Here is a 17368-nt window from a genome sequence, read left to right on the forward strand (position 1 = left end):
AATGGGACATAACGATATAGCTGAAGGGTGATGCATAGTGAGTCAAGCGAAGCTTTGGTACGACGGTCCGGGGGAGGACTGGAAGCAGGGATTGCCGATTGGCAACGGCCGGATTGGCGCAGTTATTTATGGCGGCAGCGAGCGGGAAACTTGGTGTATGACGGAGCTGACGTATTGGTCTGGGAAGAAGGAGCGGATAGCCGGAAACGGAGGAGGGAAAGCGGGGCTTAACCGGATGCGGGAAGCCTTCTACCGGGGCGATTATAATGAGGGAGATCGGCTCGCTAAGGAGCAGCTGCAGCCGAAGAAGCAAAATTTCGGCACTAACCTTTCCGTTTGCGATATGGTGCTGCGGTTCGGACATCAGAGTGAAGATATCATTCGCGAGCTCGACGTGGAGCAAGCTACGGCAGCGATGTCTTATTCAAGCGAAGGCCAGACGTTCACCCGCGAAGCTTTTGCAACTAATGTCGACGGCATCGTTGCAGCGCGGTTTGCGGGCGAGCAGGCAGAAAGCGTCAGCTTCACGCTCAGGGTTACCGGCCGCTCAGGACAGTTTGCGGCAGTCGCAGTAGGTGATGATTCTATCGCCTTTCGTGGGCAAGCAATAGAGGATATGCATAGCGACGGCACATGCGGTGTTTGGTGCGACGGGCTGGTGAAGCTGGTCGTACAAGGCGGCAGCGTCCAGTCAAGGGCGGATAAGCTTGTTGTGACAGGCGCAGACGAAGCCTATCTTTATTTTGCCATGCATACGGATTACGGCCAAACGGATGAGAACTGGAAAGCGCGAAGCGGGGAACAGCTCGCAGCCGCTATTGCCAAAGGCTATGATCAATTGAAAGCCGACCATGTAGCGGATTACCGCTCGCTGTATTCCCGTGTAGCTCTGGACCTCGGAGCATCCGAGGCTGCTGCGCTTCCGACGGATGAGCGCATGCGGCTGCTGCGGCAGGAGGGACATGACGATCCGGAGCTTATCTCTTTGTTTTTCCAATATGGCCGTTATTTGACGATAGCCGGATCACGCGCAAATTCGCCGCTGCCGCTGCATTTGCAAGGCATATGGAATGACGGCGAGGCGAACCGGATGGCCTGGAGCTGCGATTACCATCTGGACATTAATACGCAGATGAATTATTATCCGACGGAAATCGTCAATTTGGCAGAATGCCATGTTCCGCTCATGCACTACATTGAGCGGCTGGCGGAAGCGGGGAGACTGGCTGCCAAGGATTTTTACGACTGCGAGGGCTGGGTCGCACATGTATTCTCCAATGCGTGGGGCTTCGCGGCACCTGGCTGGGAGACTGGCTGGGGGCTTAATGTCACAGGCGGATTATGGATTGCCATGCACCTCAAGGAGCATTATGAATATGGGCTGGATCGCACCTTCTTGACGGAACATGCTTATCCGGTGATGAAGGAGGCAGCCGCCTTTTTCCTTGATTATATGGCCATCCATCCAGCCAAGGGCTGGCTTGTGACCGGGCCATCCAACTCGCCTGAGAACAGCTTTTATCCCGCGGATCGGGAGCAGGGACCGCAGCAGCTGTCGATGGGCTCGACGATGGATCAGGTGCTGGTGCGGGATTTATTCGACTTCTGTCTGGCTGCGGCGAAATTACTCGGAACGGATATTGAGCTTCAAGCGAAGCTGGAGCATGCGATTTCCCTACTGCCTCCACTGAAGATTGGCAGCAGAGGACAGCTGCAGGAATGGCTGGAGGATTACGAAGAGGCACAGCCCGAGCATCGCCATCTTGCCCATCTGTTTGCCCTTTATCCAAGCAGCCAGATCAATCCGCGCGATACGCCTGAGCTAAGCGCAGCCGCGAGGCAGACGCTGCTAGGTCGTATGACTGATGAGCTGGAGGATATTGAATTTACGGCGGTATTGTTTGCAACCGGCTTTTCCCGCCTGTATGATGGCGACCGTGCATTGTGGCATATTGCCCATCTAATTAGCGAGCTATGCTTTGATAACCTGCTAACCTATTCCAAGGCGGGAGTTGCCGGGGCAGATACGAATATTTTTATTGCTGACGGCAATTACGGCGGTACGGCGGCGGTGGCAGATATGCTGCTGCATAGCCATGCAGGAAACATTCATCTGCTCCCGGCCTTGCCTTCGGCTTGGCGGTCAGGCTCCTTCAAGGGCCTGCGTGCGAAAGGCAGCATTGAGGTGGATGCCGCATGGGGCAACAATCGGCTTACAGAAGCTACACTATACGCACATGCCTCGGCACAGGTGGTCGTTCGGTTCGGTGAGCTTGCTGTGAAGGTTGAGCTTGAGGCCGGTCAGGCTTACAGGCTTGATGCCGAGCTGCAAATATCGGAGCGTATGGCGGTAGAGCAATAAAGCAGTAGCCTGGGTAGTCCATTCTATAAAAGAAAAGACAACTACGCTTTAGTATAAAGTAGTTGTCTTTTCGCTTCGTTAGGTTATGATGTAGGTGCGGCCGTTTTTAGAATGGGATGGCAATGCTTTCGCTTTTTATGAAAGCGCTATTATATAGAGGGGTGGGTTGGCTGTGCCCAAATATACGACTATTTTTCGCAAGTTTCTGGTGTCTTATTTAATTATACTGATCATTCCAAGCATAGCGGGTTATGTGTCGTATCGCACTTCGATTTCGGTTACGCAATCCATTTCCATCGAGAATAGCGTGACCCAGCTGCAGCGCAGCCAAGAAATATTGGAGCGAAGAATGGTAGAGGTGGAAGGCTTCACCCGCCAGCTTGCTTTGAATCCCGACCTGAATAAGCTCATGAATGAGCAGAAAAAGGGAGACGAAATCAACGTCTATGGTATCTGGAGCATGGTGAAGCAGGTTACGCCATTTAGCCAGACGAATGATTTTCTGCAAAATTATTTTATATATCTAAAAAATTATGACGTTATATTCACCCAAGGCTCAGCCTACTTTCGGCCAGAGCATTATTACCAAAATTTCCACTACACGGATCTTTCGCTCGATGAGTGGAAGGATGAGGTGCTCGGAAAAACGCATAGCAGCGAGATGATGCCGCTCCGTTCGTTTTTGAGCAATAAGAAGCAAAGCTCGGTCGTCACCTACATGCAGTCGCTGCCGCTCGACAGCTTCAACGGCTCGTCGCCAGCTACAGTCGTTGTTATGATCGATGAGGAGCATATTTCCAATCTGCTTGCTGGACTGGAAGACCGCTACGGCGGCTGGGCTCACATTAGTGATGCGCAAGGAAATACGATAGGGGTGCGGGGAATTACGGAAGCAGCGGCAAGACAGCTGTCCACGTCCACTGAACTTGATCAGACGAAGCGCAGCCAATTTTACCATGACGATCTTGTCATAACGATTCAATCCGACACGAGCGGTTGGACTTATCGCGCAGGCATACCGCGCCAGGTGCTAATGGAGAATGCAAATCAGATTAAGCATATGACCTGGATGGTAACCGGCATTGCATTGGTGCTTGGACTGCTGGCGGGACTCTTGCTCGCCTATCGCAACAGTGTGCCAATTAACCGGCTGCTGAGCGTGATGAAGGAGCATTTCGGCAAGGACGGTTTGGCGGAGCGGAATGAATATGATTTTTTGCAGGGCAATATTTCGAAAATGATTACGAGCAATCGGCAATTGGAGCTTGAGCTTGAGCGTCAACTGCCGCTCGTTCGAGACGGCTTTCTCAAGCGCCTGCTGGCAGGCGAATTTCATACGCTGGAGGAAATTGCGGCTGCGGCGGCGCAAGCGGACGTTAGCCTTGCAGGTGGGGAAGGTTACGTGGGCATTTTGCGAATAAACGGCTATTCTGGCATGGATAGCATCGATATATTAAAGGAGCTTTCCGCGGCAAGGTTGATTATGAAGCAGGCATTATCCGAAACCGAGGGGAATTTGCTGATGACCGAGCTTGGATCGGATCGTTTAGTTATGATCTGGTTGGAGCAGGGGGAGCAGACGAGCGGCGCCGATTTCCGTAAACGGTTAGATGAAGCGCTGACGGGGCTCGCACGAACAGCCTACTCCGAATACAAGGTTTCCTTGTCAGCTGCATTTGGAGAATGCTTCCACACGCTGATGGATGTCAGCCATTCGTATGAGCAGGCCGGGCAAACGCTGGAGTATACAGAGCTATCCGGCAAGCAAAGCATACTGTGGTTCAGTGATTCAAGCCGGGAAACAGCGACCTATTATTATCCGCTAGACATGGAGCAGCGGCTGATTAGTACGATTCGTGCAGGAGAGCCGGAGGAAGCCAAGCGGATCGTATCGACGGTGATGGACAAAAACTCGGATCAGCACCAGCTGTCTCCGGAAATGAAGCAGCAGCTTGTCGGCGAGCTGAAGGGAACGCTGCTCAAGCTGCTGGATCAGAAGGCGCTCGTCCAATCGGAGCTGCTTCATACGTTGAAAAATCAAATGATTGGCATCCAGGCAGCAGATATGCTGCCGGATATTCAGCAAGAGATCAACGGCATTATCGAAGCGTTGTGCGGCATTATTAACAGCAAGAAAAATAGTGCCCATATTCAGACCGCGGGTGACATCAAACGATTTATTGCCGAAAGTTATAGCGACTCAGAGCTGACCTTATACCGAATCGCCGAGAAGGTTGAACGTCCTGAGAAGTATATTTCACAGCTATTCAAAGAGGTGACGGATATGAATGTGTCCGATTACCTGGAGATGGTCCGAATCGAGCGCGCTGCCTCTTTGCTGCGCACAGAAGGCTGCACAGTTGACGAAATTGCCTCGCGCGTCGGCTATAACAGCTCGCATTCCTTCCGCAGAGCTTTCAAGCGGGTAATGGGCGTTGCGCCAAGCTCCTATAGGCAGTCCATTCATATCTAGGCGCCCATCAGGCGTGGAGGGAGTGAAGGAGAAATGAAGATCCGGACCGGCATGGCTGTCCTTGTGCTTATGCTTGTGGGGCTGTTGCTCCTCGTCTCATGCTCTGCTAAAGAGAGTAAACCTGTGAGCGGAGATGAAGGCACGCATGAGGAAGCGCCGACAGAGCTGCATGTATTTGCCTTGCAGGAGCCGGGAATTGAGCTTCAGACAAATGATTTCACTCGTTATCTGGAGCAAAAATTTAACGTGCATTTCAATTGGGAAGTTATTTCACCAGACGGGGCAAGGGAAAAGCGGCAAATATCGCTTGCAGGCGGCGACTATCCGGATGCCTATTTTCTGACTGCCTATATGGATCAATTCTCGCAATCGGATCTGCTGAAGTACGGCAAGCAAGGCATTATCCTGCCCTTAAATGAGTTAATTGCGAAATATGCTCCCCATGTGTTAGCTGCTATGACGGAGCATTCGGAGCTCAAAGCGCTCAGCACAGCTCCTGATGGGAACATTTACGGGCTGCCAGCCTACAGCGAATGCTTCCATTGCTCCTATCCGAACAAAATGTGGGTAAATGTCAAATGGCTCGCGAAGCTAGGGATGGATGTACCAACGACAACCGAGGCATTTAAGGAAATGCTGGAGGCGTTCAAAAGCTCGGATCCCAACGGCAATGGTTTGGCTGATGAGGTTCCGCTCAGCGGCTCGACCGAGGATTTTGGCGTGCGAATGATTCCGTATTTAATGAACGGTTTTATTTATGATGATGATCGCCATTATTTAATGCTGGAAGGTGGCAAGGTTGAGACGGCTGCGGATAAGCCGCGTTGGAAGGATGGGCTGGCCTATATCAGATCGCTTTACAAGGAGGGGCTGATTGATCCGGGAGCTTTTATTCAAAATGCGGAAGCTTTAAAAAGAATCGGCGACAATGATGGTGCACCTATGCTGGGAGTGGCGGCTGGGATGCATCCCGCTATTTTCGCAGGCGAGAGCATGAACGATTATGTGCCGATTCCACCGCTTGCGGGACCTTATGCTTCCTATGCTACCTATCAAGGGGGCGGTATGCAGCCTGGAGCCAAGTTTGTCATCACGAACCGGGCGAGCAAGGAGGCGCAGCGCAAATTAATCGAAATCATTAACTATATGTACACCCCAGAAGGACAAACGACGTCGCAAAACGGTTTGGAAGGCATTGGCTGGCGAAAGCCGCAAGCCGGGGAACAGGCGCTTGGTGCAGACGTCAAGCCGTTGTTCACAAGCCTCATTCTAATCAATGAAGCAGAGTCGACCAATTCCGGCTGGAGCGGGATGGCGCATCTATATATGCCTCGGGAGTATCGCGATAGCTGGGTAGCGGGCAGCGATATGTATACGCCTGATGGCTATGAGCGCCGGCTCTATGAAGCCACGAGGCTGTATGAAGGGCATGAGCCTAAAGATATTTTTCCCTTCTGGATGTTATGGCTGGACCCGGCCGAAGCGGACGAGGCTGGCATATTGCATACGAATTTAACTAATTATATCGAACAAAGCACATTGCGCTTCATTACAGGCGATTGGGATTTAGACAACGATTGGGACGGCTATGTAGCAGGCTTGCGTGATATGAGAATTCAGCGGTACGTGGAGATTATGCAAAGGGCTTATGATCTATATAAAAAATAAAATTTGTAAACCGGCTGATGGTTGAGCCGGTTTTTTTCGTATGTCCGTTGTTATTGAATAGGTCAGGACAAAAGGTTAGTTCAGACCAACTGCTTTAGATTAAGCCTATCCTCACTTGCTTCCCCCGAAGCTGCCGCAAAATGTACGCCCCACAGCCAATTGTCCCCCTGAAAATGGCGTTATTGTACGCTAAACGACGCAAGTGTACCTGTCGCAAGCGAGGCTGAATCCCCTATGATCAAGCGTATAGAAAGCGCTATCATTCATCATCAGGCAGTGACTTAGGGGGGATTGTTCTGGAGAAAGAGGTTGTACTGGAGCATCAAATGTTAAACGGCGGTGTTAAGCGAAGAGTGACGGAGGAAGCGGCAAGAAGCTTAAGGAAACATTGGCAGCTCTATTTGATTGTTATACCGCCGGTGTTGTTTTTCCTTATATTCAAATATTATCCGATGCTTAATGCGGTGCTGGCGTTCAAGGACTATAACGTCATTAAAGGGATCTGGGGCAGTCCGTGGGTAGGCTTCAAAAACTTTCAGCTGTTTTTTGATAATCCGATGTTCTGGCCGCTCGTCAAAAACACCATTTTCGTCAGCGGCTATTTGCTGCTCGCCGGTTTCCCGGTGCCGATTTTGCTGGCACTTATGTTAAATGAGGTGGGCAGTGGCAGATTCAAGCGGCTGGTCCAGCTCGTTACTTTCGCGCCGTATTTTATCTCGACGGTCGTCATGGTATCGATTATTATGCTGTTTCTTGCGCCGCGGCTTGGCTTTGCCAATGTGGCTCTGAATTTTTTTGGTTTGGATTCCATCAACTTTCTCGGCGAGGCCAGCATGTTCCGTTCGATCTATGTATGGTCTGATATTTGGCAGACGGCAGGCTATTCGGCGGTCATTTATTTGGCGGCGCTGGCGGGCATCGATCCAACGTTGTATGAGGCAGCCAAGGTGGACGGCGCTTCGCGCTTTCAAAAGATTGTGCATGTGGACATTCCCGGCCTGCTGCCGACGATTACGATAATCCTCATTTTGAATGTGGGCAGCGTGATGGCGATTGGGTTCGAGAAAATATATTTGCTGCAAAATCCGCTGAATATGGTTCATTCAGAAATTATTGCCACTTATGTATATCGAATTGGGCTGCTTAATGCCAATTACAGCTTTGCAACCGCAGTCGGCTTGTTCAACTCGCTTATTAATTTGGTGTTGTTGGTTACGGTGAATGGCTTGGCCAAACGCTTAACGAAATCGAGTATCTGGTAGAAGAAGGGGAGTACGCCTATGGCAGCAACAAAACCAGCAGGGCAGCAACGGCCGTTCAGGCTGAAAATCAGAGAATCGGCTGGTGACAGGCTGTTCCTGTTCATCATTTATACGGTGCTTTCACTTGTGCTGCTCGCAGTCATTTATCCACTTATTTATATTTTGAGCAGCTCGATCAGCAGCCCGGCCGCGGTGACTTCTGGACGTGTCTGGCTGTGGCCCGTCGATATTTCCTTCCGCGGCTTTGAGGTGTTGTTCAATACCCCGCAAATTATGACGGGCTATGGCAATTCGTTGTTCTATACGACGGCGGGAACGCTGATTAGCGTAGCGCTGACGGTTATGATCGCGTATCCGATGTCGCGCAAAACCTTTTTTGGCCGTGGCGTCATTATGATGCTGATCACGTTCACCATGTTATTCAGCGGCGGCCTCATTCCAACTTATATGGTAGTCAAAGAATTCGGCATGATCGACTCGCGCTGGGCGCTGCTCATTCCGAATGCGATCTGGGTATGGCAGGTGATCATCGCCCGTTCTTTCTTCCAGTCGTCGATTCCCGATGAGTTGATGGAAGCGGCCGAAATTGATGGCTGCAGCGATCTCCGGTTTATGCGCAGCGTCGTCATTCCCTTGTCCAAGCCGATACTCGCCGTGCTGTTCTTGATGTATGGGGTAGGCCAGTGGAACGCCTATTTCGATGCGCTTATTTATTTGAAGTCAGCCAATCTGTTTCCGCTCCAGCTTGTGCTGCGCAGCATCATCATTATGAATAATACCGCAGGCGTGACGGACGCCCTGAAGCAAGTGGAGCGCCAGCAGCTATCCGAGCTGCTGAAATACTCGCTGATCGTCGTAGCTACGCTGCCGGTGCTTATCATTTATCCGTTCGTACAGAGGTATTTTGTGCAAGGCATGCTTGTCGGCTCGGTCAAGGGCTGATGCTCAACTGGAGAATGAAGGGAGGTGAGGCTTGGGATCGGAAGCGCAAATGCAAGGCAGACAGCCATTATTATGAGATGAAAAGGGAGCGAACAACAATGAAGAAGAGACTGTTAGGCCTGCTCGCCATTGCAGTGGTAGTTAGCATGATGCTTGCTTCATGCTCGCAGAACAATAAGCCCGCGGGCAGCGCGACGACTGCGCCTGATTCGCAATCGGAAGAGACGGGAAGCACCGCACCGGTTGAAATTACGATGTTTGCCGTGCAGGAGTCGGGCATTGATCTGACGACTAACAAGTTCACCAAATTCGTTGAAGAGAAGTTCAATATGAAGTTTAAGTTTGATACGACACCACCGGACGGGGCAAAGGAAAAACGCCAAATTTCGCTCGCAAGCGGCGATTATCCGGATGCTTACATGCTTCCGGGCTATATCGATCAATTTTCGCAGGCTGATGTATTGAAGTACGGCAAGCAGGGCGTGATTGTACCGTTGAACGACCTGATTGAGCAATATGCGCCGAACATCAAAGCTGCCATGGAAAAGGACGCAGATTTGAAAGCGTTTAATACTGCCCCTGACGGCAATATTTATGGTCTTGTTGCATACAGCCAATGTTTCCATTGCTCGTATCCGAACAAAATGTGGATCAACACGAAATGGCTGGATAAACTCCAGCTTGAAATGCCGAAGACGCCGGAGGAATTTAAAGCGGTGCTGAAGGCGTTCAAAACCCAAGATCCAAATGGCAACGGAGTTGCCGACGAAGTGCCGCTCAGCGGCTCGATCGAGGATTTTGGCGTACGTGTTATTCCATTCCTAATGAACGGCTTCGTCTACGATGATGATCGCAACTATTTGAACATGACGGGCGGCAAGGTGGAATCGGCGGCGGTGAAGCCGGAATGGAAAGAAGGGCTGAGCTATATCAAATCCCTGTATGATGAAGGGCTGATTGACCCGGGCGCATTCGCGCAAAACGCGGAAGCGTTCAAAAAAATCGGCGAAAACGGCGATTCGCAAATTTTGGGCGCGGGAGCGGGCATGCACCCAGCTATTTTCATAAATATCGACGCTGGCAACAAAAATTCGGCCGATTACAATCCGGTACCGCCGCTTACTGGACCACATGGCTCCTATGCAACGCATGATGGGGGAGGCGTGGCTCCTGGCGCCAAGTTTGTCATTACGAATAAAGCATCCGAAGAGCAGAAAATCGCCTTGATTAAGCTAGTCGATTATATGTTCACGCAAGAAGGCCAGACCAATGGCGCCTCCGGCATGGAAGGCATTGACTGGAGAAAGCCGAAGGATGGCGAGGTTGCGCTTGGCGAAGGCGTAATACCGCAAATTGCCACGATTCCTGCCGCTGAAGGCGAAGCCCCTCGCAACGCGGGCTGGAGCGGAACCGCCCATTTCTATATGCCGAAGGAGTACCGGGACAGCTTCGTTCAAGGGACGGATATTTATGATTCCGCCAGCTACGAGCGCAGATTGTATCAGGCGACACTGCTGTACCAAGGCCATGAGCCGAAGGAGCTGTTCCCGCTGTGGTCGATCTGGGTCGATCAGAACGAGGTGGACGAAGTAAGCATTTTGCAAACGAACATTAAATCTTACATTGAGCAGAACGCTTTGCAATTTATTACCGGCAACAAAAGCTTGGAGAAGGACTGGGACGCTTATGTGAAAGGCTTGAAGGATCTGAAAATCGATCGTTATCTGGAAATTTTGCAGAAAGCATATGACGCGTCGTTTAAATAATACAGCGGATACAGCGGATTAATTAGCAACATAGAACGGACAGGATCAGGTTATTATTGCGAGATAATGGCCTGGTCCTATTTTCTGAAAAAGGAGCTTAATTATGATCCCATTCATGAAAAAAATACAGCCTTGGCTGCTCGTTGTCGTTCTGCTCACGATGCAGCTTGGACTGGTAGCGCCTTACGGAAATGTAGCGAAAGCTGCGGACAATGGACTTGCCCAGAAGCCTTACATGGGCTGGAGCAGCTACAGCATGCAGGTGTATACGAACAACGGCCACTGGATTACCGCTGATCAAATCAAGGCGCAGTCCGATGCGATGCACGAGAAGCTGCAGCCTTACGGCTATGAATACATTAATATCGATGCGGCCTGGAACGGTGACATGGATGGCTACGGGCGGCCGATTCCAAGTACGACCCTTTATCCAAACGGCTTGCAGGAAGTGATCGACCATATTCACGACAACGGACAAAAGGTAGGGCTGTACGGTATTCCGGGCATGTCGCCGCAGGCGTACGATCAGAATCTGCCGATTTATGGTGCGTCGGGCTGCTCCATGCAGGATATTGCTGCGCAGCCGCTGCAAGAGTCGGACTACTGGGGTCTCGGCTACAAAATCGATTTCAATCAGCCGTGCGCACAGAAGTATATTGATTCGATTGCCAATTTATATGGCGAATGGGGAATTGACTTCCTCAAGTTCGACAGTGTGACGCCGGGTTCTGGCATATCGGACCTGTCGCTTGATGCGCGCGATGACGTCAAAGCATGGTCGCAGGCGCTTAAGCCGCACAATATTTGGCTGGAGCTTTCATGGGCGCTGGACATCAAATACATCGACTACTGGAAAAAATACGCCAACGGCTGGCGCGTAGATTGGGATGTGGAGTGTTATTGCGGCACTGGCGGCTTGACGGTATGGTCAAGCATTGCCCGTCTCTTCCCGAAAGCCGAGCAATTTTGGCGCCATGCCGGGCCGGGCGGCTGGAATGACTTCGATTCCTTGAATGTTGGAAATGGCTCGATGGATGGCCTGACGCAGGATGAGCGCAGAACGGCCATGTCGTTCTGGGCGCTTTCATCCGCGCAATTGTACATTGGCAATGACATGACCAACCTCGATGCTTATGGACTTGAGCTATTGACCAATGAAGAGGTCATCGCTGTTAATCAGGCGGGCAGACCGGGACATCCCGTATCTACAGCTGCCGAGCAGCAAGTATGGTATGCCAACAATGGCGATGGCACCTATACCGTTGGACTGTTCAATCTGGGAAATTCGGCGGCAACGGTAAACGTGGACTGGAGCGATATCGGACTGGAGGGGCCAGCCAAGGTACGCGATCTGTGGACGCATCAGGATTTAGGTACATTTAACTCAGGCTACAGTTCGGCAAATTTGGCTTCGCATGGTTCGAGATTGCTGAAGGTTACGTCGCTTGGCGGAACTTCAATCGCTAACGATGACGATACTGGCTTTAAGTATACGGGGGATTGGACGCGCAATGGAGGGCAGGAGCTTGCCGGCGGCGCACAAAACCTCGTTATCGATGTAGGCAATGCGGCAGCACAGAGCAGCAGCATCGCTCCTTCAACGGCCAGCTTCAATAAAAAGCAATCCGAGCAGGCTGATGTCACAACGACATTGACGCTGAATGGCAACACGCTGGCCAGTATTTCGGCGGGCGGGACAGCGTTAACGGCAGGTACGGATTATGTGGTGAACGGGAACGAGGTGACGATTAAAAAGGAGTATTTGGCGAGCAAGGCAGTTGGTACGCTGAATCTCTCCTTTGCATTTAGCGGCGGATTGCCGCAGACGCTATCTATTGCGATTAATGATTCGACCATTAGAGACAGCCGGGTGACTCCGTCAACGGTCAGCTTCGATTTGTTGCCGTCTGCGCAAACGGATGTAACGCTCACAACGGCGCTCAATGGCAATACGCTGACAGACGTCAAGCATGATGGCAATACGCTCGCAGCAGGAACTGACTATACCGTAAGCGGCAATACGCTGACGCTCAAGAAACCGTGGCTTGCTGCGCAGCAGGCGGGAACGAAGGCACTCACCTTTACCTTTAGTGCGGGAGCGGAACAGACGGTATCGCTTGTCATTCAGGATACAGCAGTTGGCGGATCGTTCACCCTGAACGATGATGATTCATCCATCGTCTACACTGGAGGTTGGAATCGCAGCTGGAATCGTGGACTTGGCGATTATATGGATGATGTGCATTATGCCGAAGCGAATGACAACGATTATTTTTCGTATACGTTCACAGGCACGGGAATTGAATTTATTACGGAGCTTGACCCATCCCAAGGTGAAATCGACATTTATATCGATGATCAATTTCAACGGACGATCAGCACGTACCATATCGGAAGACTGGCGCAGAAGCCTGTGTTTAACATCACTGGCCTGGCTGACGGTACGCATACCCTTAAAGCGGTGAAAAAATCAGGTTATTTTCTTCTGCTCGATAAGCTGCGGGTACTTCTGCCTGATCTTGTAAGCGCAGCGGGCGGCGGATTCGACAAGGCAGCGGGTCAGCAGGCAGATTTGGTCTTTACGACGACAGGAGCTCGCAGCGGCTTCGGCGGCATTTCAAACGGTGCAGCAGCTCTGACAGAGGGAACAGATTACACCGTATCTGGCAATGACATTACCTTGAAGAAGGAATATATGGCGGCACAACCAATTGGTACAACAAGCTTGACGTTTTCGTTCGCAGGAGGGGCTGTGCAGACGCTCGCTGTAGCTGTCAGTGACTCGGCGGCGGCAAACAGCACGATTAGCCCATTAGAGGCGAGCTTTGACAAAAAAGCTTCCGCCCAGACCGACGTTGCTGTGGCATTGACGCTGAACGGAAACACGCTCTTGGGCATCAGCAACCATGCAGCGGCTCTGACAGCGGGGACGGACTACACCGTATCCGGCAACGATGTGCTTCTTCACAAAGCGTACCTTGCCAGCCAGCCGTTAGGCACAACAAGCTTGCGCTTTGATTTTAGTGAGGGGGCTTCGCAGACGCTGGCCATCGAGATCACCGACACCACTGGGCAGAACAGTACGATTAGCCCAAGCACACTAAGCTTTGATCATAAAGCGGCGGCTCAGGCAGATAATGCGACGACGGTTAGTTTGAACGGCAATACGCTAACTGGAATTGCTAATGGCGCGACAGCGCTGCAAGAGGGTACGGACTACCAATTTGCCGGAGACCAGCTTACGATTCGCAAGGGCTATCTTGCCCAAATGCCAAATGGCATGACGAATTTGACGTTGTCCTTCAGTGGCGGTGCTGAGCAAACGCTGGCCGTTGCCATTAGCGATTCTTCCAGAGGCCGCTATGTGGCAATCAACAACGATGACAGCGAGATTTCGTATAAGGGCGCCTGGCAGCATGGTCGCAACAGAGGTCTCGGTGATTATAAGGACGACGTCCATTACACGGAGACGACGGGCGATTATTTAGAATATACGTTTGAGGGCACAGGCATTACGTTCATAACCGAAAAAGATTCGTCCCAAGGCGATATGGACATCTATATTGATGGCGTATTCCAGCAAACGGTCAGCACGTATTATCCTAGCCGCCAGGTGAATCAGACCGTATTTGTTGCCGAAGGCCTGACACTGGGCGAGCATACGCTCAAAGCGGTCAAAAAATCCGGCTACTACATGCTGCTCGACCAATTGAAATTCCGAATGGCGGATATGATTACCCCGGATACGGGCAGCTTTGACAAAACCGCGCAGTCGGATATAACAACAACGCTTCAGGTCGATGGAAGCAATCTGCTGGGTGTGAAAAATGGCAATGCAATGCTCACCGCTGGTGTGGACTATACCGTGTCGGGCAGTGACATTACGATCAAGAAGGAATATTTGGCATCGCAGCCTGATGGAGCTGTGAGCTTAGCCATCTCTTACCGTGGCGATTACCACAACGATCTGCACCGTACAATGAACAATGGGGATTATGCCGAGTTTTCGTTTACAGGTACAGGTGTTGCCTTGATTGCGCCAAAATCATCCGTTCAGGGAGATGTTGATATTTACATCGATAACATCTTCCAACAAACGGTTAGCGCAGTCCATGCAAGCCGATTGACGCAGCAGGAGATTTACGCCGTGACCGACCTGGCTGACACCGTTCATACGATTAAAGCGGTGAAAAAATCAGGGGATTACATGCTGCTGGACGGTGTTAAGTTTGCAGTGAGTGGTCAGCCGCAGCCATCGGCAACGCCAACTAGTACGCCATCAATCGTACCGTCGACGGAGCCTACAACGACGCCAACCAGTGCGCCGACAACAGTACCGTCAACGGAGCCAACAGTGACGCCAACACCAGCACCAGCCGGAGGGGGAGGCGCAACCAATGCTCCTCCCGCATCGGGGGGAAACGGTACGGCTCCATCATCGGAGCTAATTACAGTTGAGGTAGGGAATGGAATCAAAAAGACCATCAACAGAACGAAGCAGGTGGGCGGCAGCAAGCAAGATGAGCTTGCGCTGACAGCAGAGGAGGCTAGCAAAGCGGCGGCAAGCGCGGCGGCATCAGGTGCGAAGGCTGTGAACATTATCATTCCAGACACGCTGGATGAAGTTGGTGAAACAGCGTTTAAGCTTCCCAAGGATGCGGTCAAAACCTTGACGACAGCAGAGGTTGGGCTGCAGTTATCTACTGCTAATGCTGTTATTGCGGTCGGCAGCGGCACATTAGCGGGGTTGCAGGAGGAGCTGTATTTTAAGCTGGCACCAATGAAGGACGTTGTTAAGCAGCAGGAGCTTGCTGGTCAGGCGAATCGCCAAGCAGCCGTCAGCATTGTCACGGGTGATGGTGAGGCGACGGTTGTTGGTCGTCCGATGAACATTGAAACCAATTTGCAAAATGCGGAAGTTACGATTATTTTACCGTTAAAGGGCATTAAGCTTGAGGAAGCAGAGTGGCAAAATCTAGCCGTGTATATCGAGCATAGCGACGGAACGAAGGAGCTGCTCAGGGGGACTGTCGTACCCTACAACGATCAGGGCGACAAAGGACTTGCATTTACCGTAACCCAATTCAGCTTGTTCACGCTGCTTCATATATCGGGGCTGGACCAGTCTAGTCTAGGCATCGCTTATATGAAAGGCTACGAGGATGACACGTTCAAGCCGGACAATCGGATTACAAGGGCGGAGATGGCCGCCATCCTGTCCCGTGTACTGACGCGCCATAAGGCGGATACGGCGAATATAAATTACGCGGATGTAGCTGCAGGGTATTGGGCTAAGGAGTATATAGCCGACATGACCCAGATGGGTTTAATGAAGGGATATGGCAATGGGACATTTAGAGCTGGCCAATCTGTTACGCGTGCTGAGATGGCACGGCTTGTGTCGCAATTGCTTGTGAGCGATTCGGACTCGCAATCCAGCAAAGGTTTTAGCGATATTGCTGGGCATTGGGCGCAAAGAGATATTATGAAGGTTCAGGCTCACGGCTTTATTAACGGCTACAACGATGGCACGTTCAAGCCGAATCAGGCGCTGACACGTGCGGAAGCAGCTACCATTATCAACAAGGTGCTGGGTAGGCCAAATGCGAACGCTTCGGCACAATTATCATGGAAGGATGTTCCAGATTCTCATTGGGCATTCGGAGCAATTGCTGCAGCATCGCTAGAATAGTTGAAACGGGTCCTCCTGCTGTCAGGGGACCCGTTTTCTCGATAGCTTAATAGAAATAAGGTGCAGCTACCTTAGTAACTGCACCTTATTCTGTTCAACTAATTGCCGGGAAGTTGGATTCCATGCCAGCCGCTTACATCGCACTGGCCGTATTCATTATCACCCACAGCTACAACTGTGCCATCCGATTTAAGGCCAAGAGTATGAGCGCAACCTGCCGCAACCGCCACTATATCCCGCCAGCCACTTACATTGCATTGGCCATGCTCATTCCAACCCACAGCCGCCACTGTGCCGTCCGATTTAAGCCCGATTGTATGATTACTCCCCGTCGCTATCGCGACCATACTGTGCCAGCCGCTCACATCGCATTGGTCATGCTTATTCCAACCCACAGCTGCCACCGTGCCATCCGATTTAAGCCCAACGGTATGAAGGTAACCCGCTGCCGTCACCACTATGTCGCGCCAGCCGCTTACATTACATTGGTCATATCGATTATTACCCACGGCCACCACCGTGCCATCTGACTTAAGCCCGACAGTATGCCAGTCACCCGCCGCTAGCGCCACCATATCCCGCCAGCCGCTTATATTGCATTGGCCTTCATTATTTCGACCCACGGCCACCACCGTGCCATCCAATTTAAGCCCAATGGTACGACGCCAACCCGCTGCTACCGCTACAATATCGCGCCAGTCATTTACATCGCATTGGTCATGCTTATTCCAACCTACAGCTGTCACCGTGCCGTTCGATATAAGCCCGATGGTATGAGCATTACCCGTGTTCGTTGCCATATGCACATTACCCGCCGCAACCGCCACCATATCGCGCCAGCTGCTCACATCACATTGGCCATATTTATTATCGCCCACAGCCGTCACCATGCCGTCCGATTTAAGACCAACAGAATGACGCCGACCAGCTGCTATGGTATCTTTAGGCCACCGCTTCTCCATTAACGCCGCTTCAATTAGTGAAGTGTAATCCATGATTTACCTCCTTGAAAACAAGACCTATTTTTTATCAGTTCATGCTCCTTGCGAACTTCGCAAACACCTCAACTGGGTCGCTAAACTATCGTTACCTGTCGTATTATGAGGTCAGCCAGTTATTACTGGTTGACCACTTTTTATTTTGGTGGTGTATTTGTCAGTAGCCGGGGCAGATCGGTCGTTCCCCTGGGTCCGTAACCCGTCG

At 51.4% G+C, this 17368-nt stretch carries 8 protein-coding genes; 7 read left to right on the forward strand and 1 reads right to left on the reverse strand.

Features of this window, described 5'->3' with window-relative positions:
• Nucleotides 1-37: 37 nt before the first annotated feature.
• The 7 genes from AC50X8_RS16630 to AC50X8_RS16660 all read left to right on the forward strand — a co-directional run bounded on the left by AC50X8_RS16630 (nt 38) and on the right by AC50X8_RS16660 (nt 16165).
• Entirely contained in the window at nt 38-2362 is a 2325-nt protein-coding gene (locus AC50X8_RS16630; RefSeq protein ID WP_494864578.1) for a glycoside hydrolase family 95 protein, read from the forward strand.
• Nucleotides 2363-2534: 172 nt separating this feature from the next.
• Complete coding sequence (locus AC50X8_RS16635) at nt 2535-4835, forward strand: helix-turn-helix domain-containing protein (protein ID WP_494880462.1); 2301 nt, start codon at nt 2535-2537, stop codon at nt 4833-4835.
• Nucleotides 4836-4868: 33 nt separating this feature from the next.
• Nucleotides 4869-6503: an extracellular solute-binding protein gene (locus AC50X8_RS16640; protein ID WP_494864580.1), complete on the forward strand. Its 1635-nt coding sequence runs from the start codon at nt 4869-4871 to the stop codon at nt 6501-6503.
• 326 nt (nt 6504-6829) lie between these two features.
• A complete protein-coding gene (locus tag AC50X8_RS16645; protein WP_081418547.1) occupies nt 6830-7765 on the forward strand; it encodes an ABC transporter permease in 936 nt (311 codons plus the stop codon).
• An 18-nt stretch (nt 7766-7783) separates the two neighbouring features.
• Nucleotides 7784-8707 (forward strand): carbohydrate ABC transporter permease, encoded by a 924-nt coding sequence (locus AC50X8_RS16650; protein ID WP_494864583.1) that lies wholly within the window; start codon nt 7784-7786, stop codon nt 8705-8707.
• A gap of 98 nt (nt 8708-8805) precedes the next feature.
• Entirely contained in the window at nt 8806-10473 is a 1668-nt protein-coding gene (locus AC50X8_RS16655) for an extracellular solute-binding protein (RefSeq protein WP_056032604.1), read from the forward strand.
• A 115-nt stretch (nt 10474-10588) separates the two neighbouring features.
• Nucleotides 10589-16165 (forward strand): X2-like carbohydrate binding domain-containing protein, encoded by a 5577-nt coding sequence (locus AC50X8_RS16660; protein WP_494880464.1) that lies wholly within the window; start codon nt 10589-10591, stop codon nt 16163-16165.
• A 98-nt stretch (nt 16166-16263) separates the two neighbouring features.
• Here AC50X8_RS16660 and AC50X8_RS16665 read toward each other — a convergent pair whose 3' ends face one another.
• Complete coding sequence (locus tag AC50X8_RS16665; protein WP_494880466.1) at nt 16264-17160, reverse strand: RCC1 domain-containing protein; 897 nt, start codon at nt 17158-17160, stop codon at nt 16264-16266.
• Nucleotides 17161-17368 lie beyond the last annotated feature (208 nt).

The sequence above is a fragment of the Paenibacillus sp. JT22N15 genome (genome assembly GCF_059383755.1).

Coding starts and splice junctions, on each gene's coding strand:
- AC50X8_RS16640 (WP_494864580.1), top strand. CDS start 4,869: ATGAAGATCCGGACCGGCATGGCTGTCCTTGTGCTTATGCTTGTGGGG.
- AC50X8_RS16645 (WP_081418547.1), top strand. CDS start 6,830: ATGTTAAACGGCGGTGTTAAGCGAAGAGTGACGGAGGAAGCGGCAAGA.
- AC50X8_RS16650 (WP_494864583.1), top strand. CDS start 7,784: ATGGCAGCAACAAAACCAGCAGGGCAGCAACGGCCGTTCAGGCTGAAA.
- AC50X8_RS16655 (WP_056032604.1), top strand. CDS start 8,806: ATGAAGAAGAGACTGTTAGGCCTGCTCGCCATTGCAGTGGTAGTTAGC.
- AC50X8_RS16660 (WP_494880464.1), top strand. CDS start 10,589: ATGAAAAAAATACAGCCTTGGCTGCTCGTTGTCGTTCTGCTCACGATG.
- AC50X8_RS16665 (WP_494880466.1), bottom strand. CDS start 17,160: ATGGATTACACTTCACTAATTGAAGCGGCGTTAATGGAGAAGCGGTGG.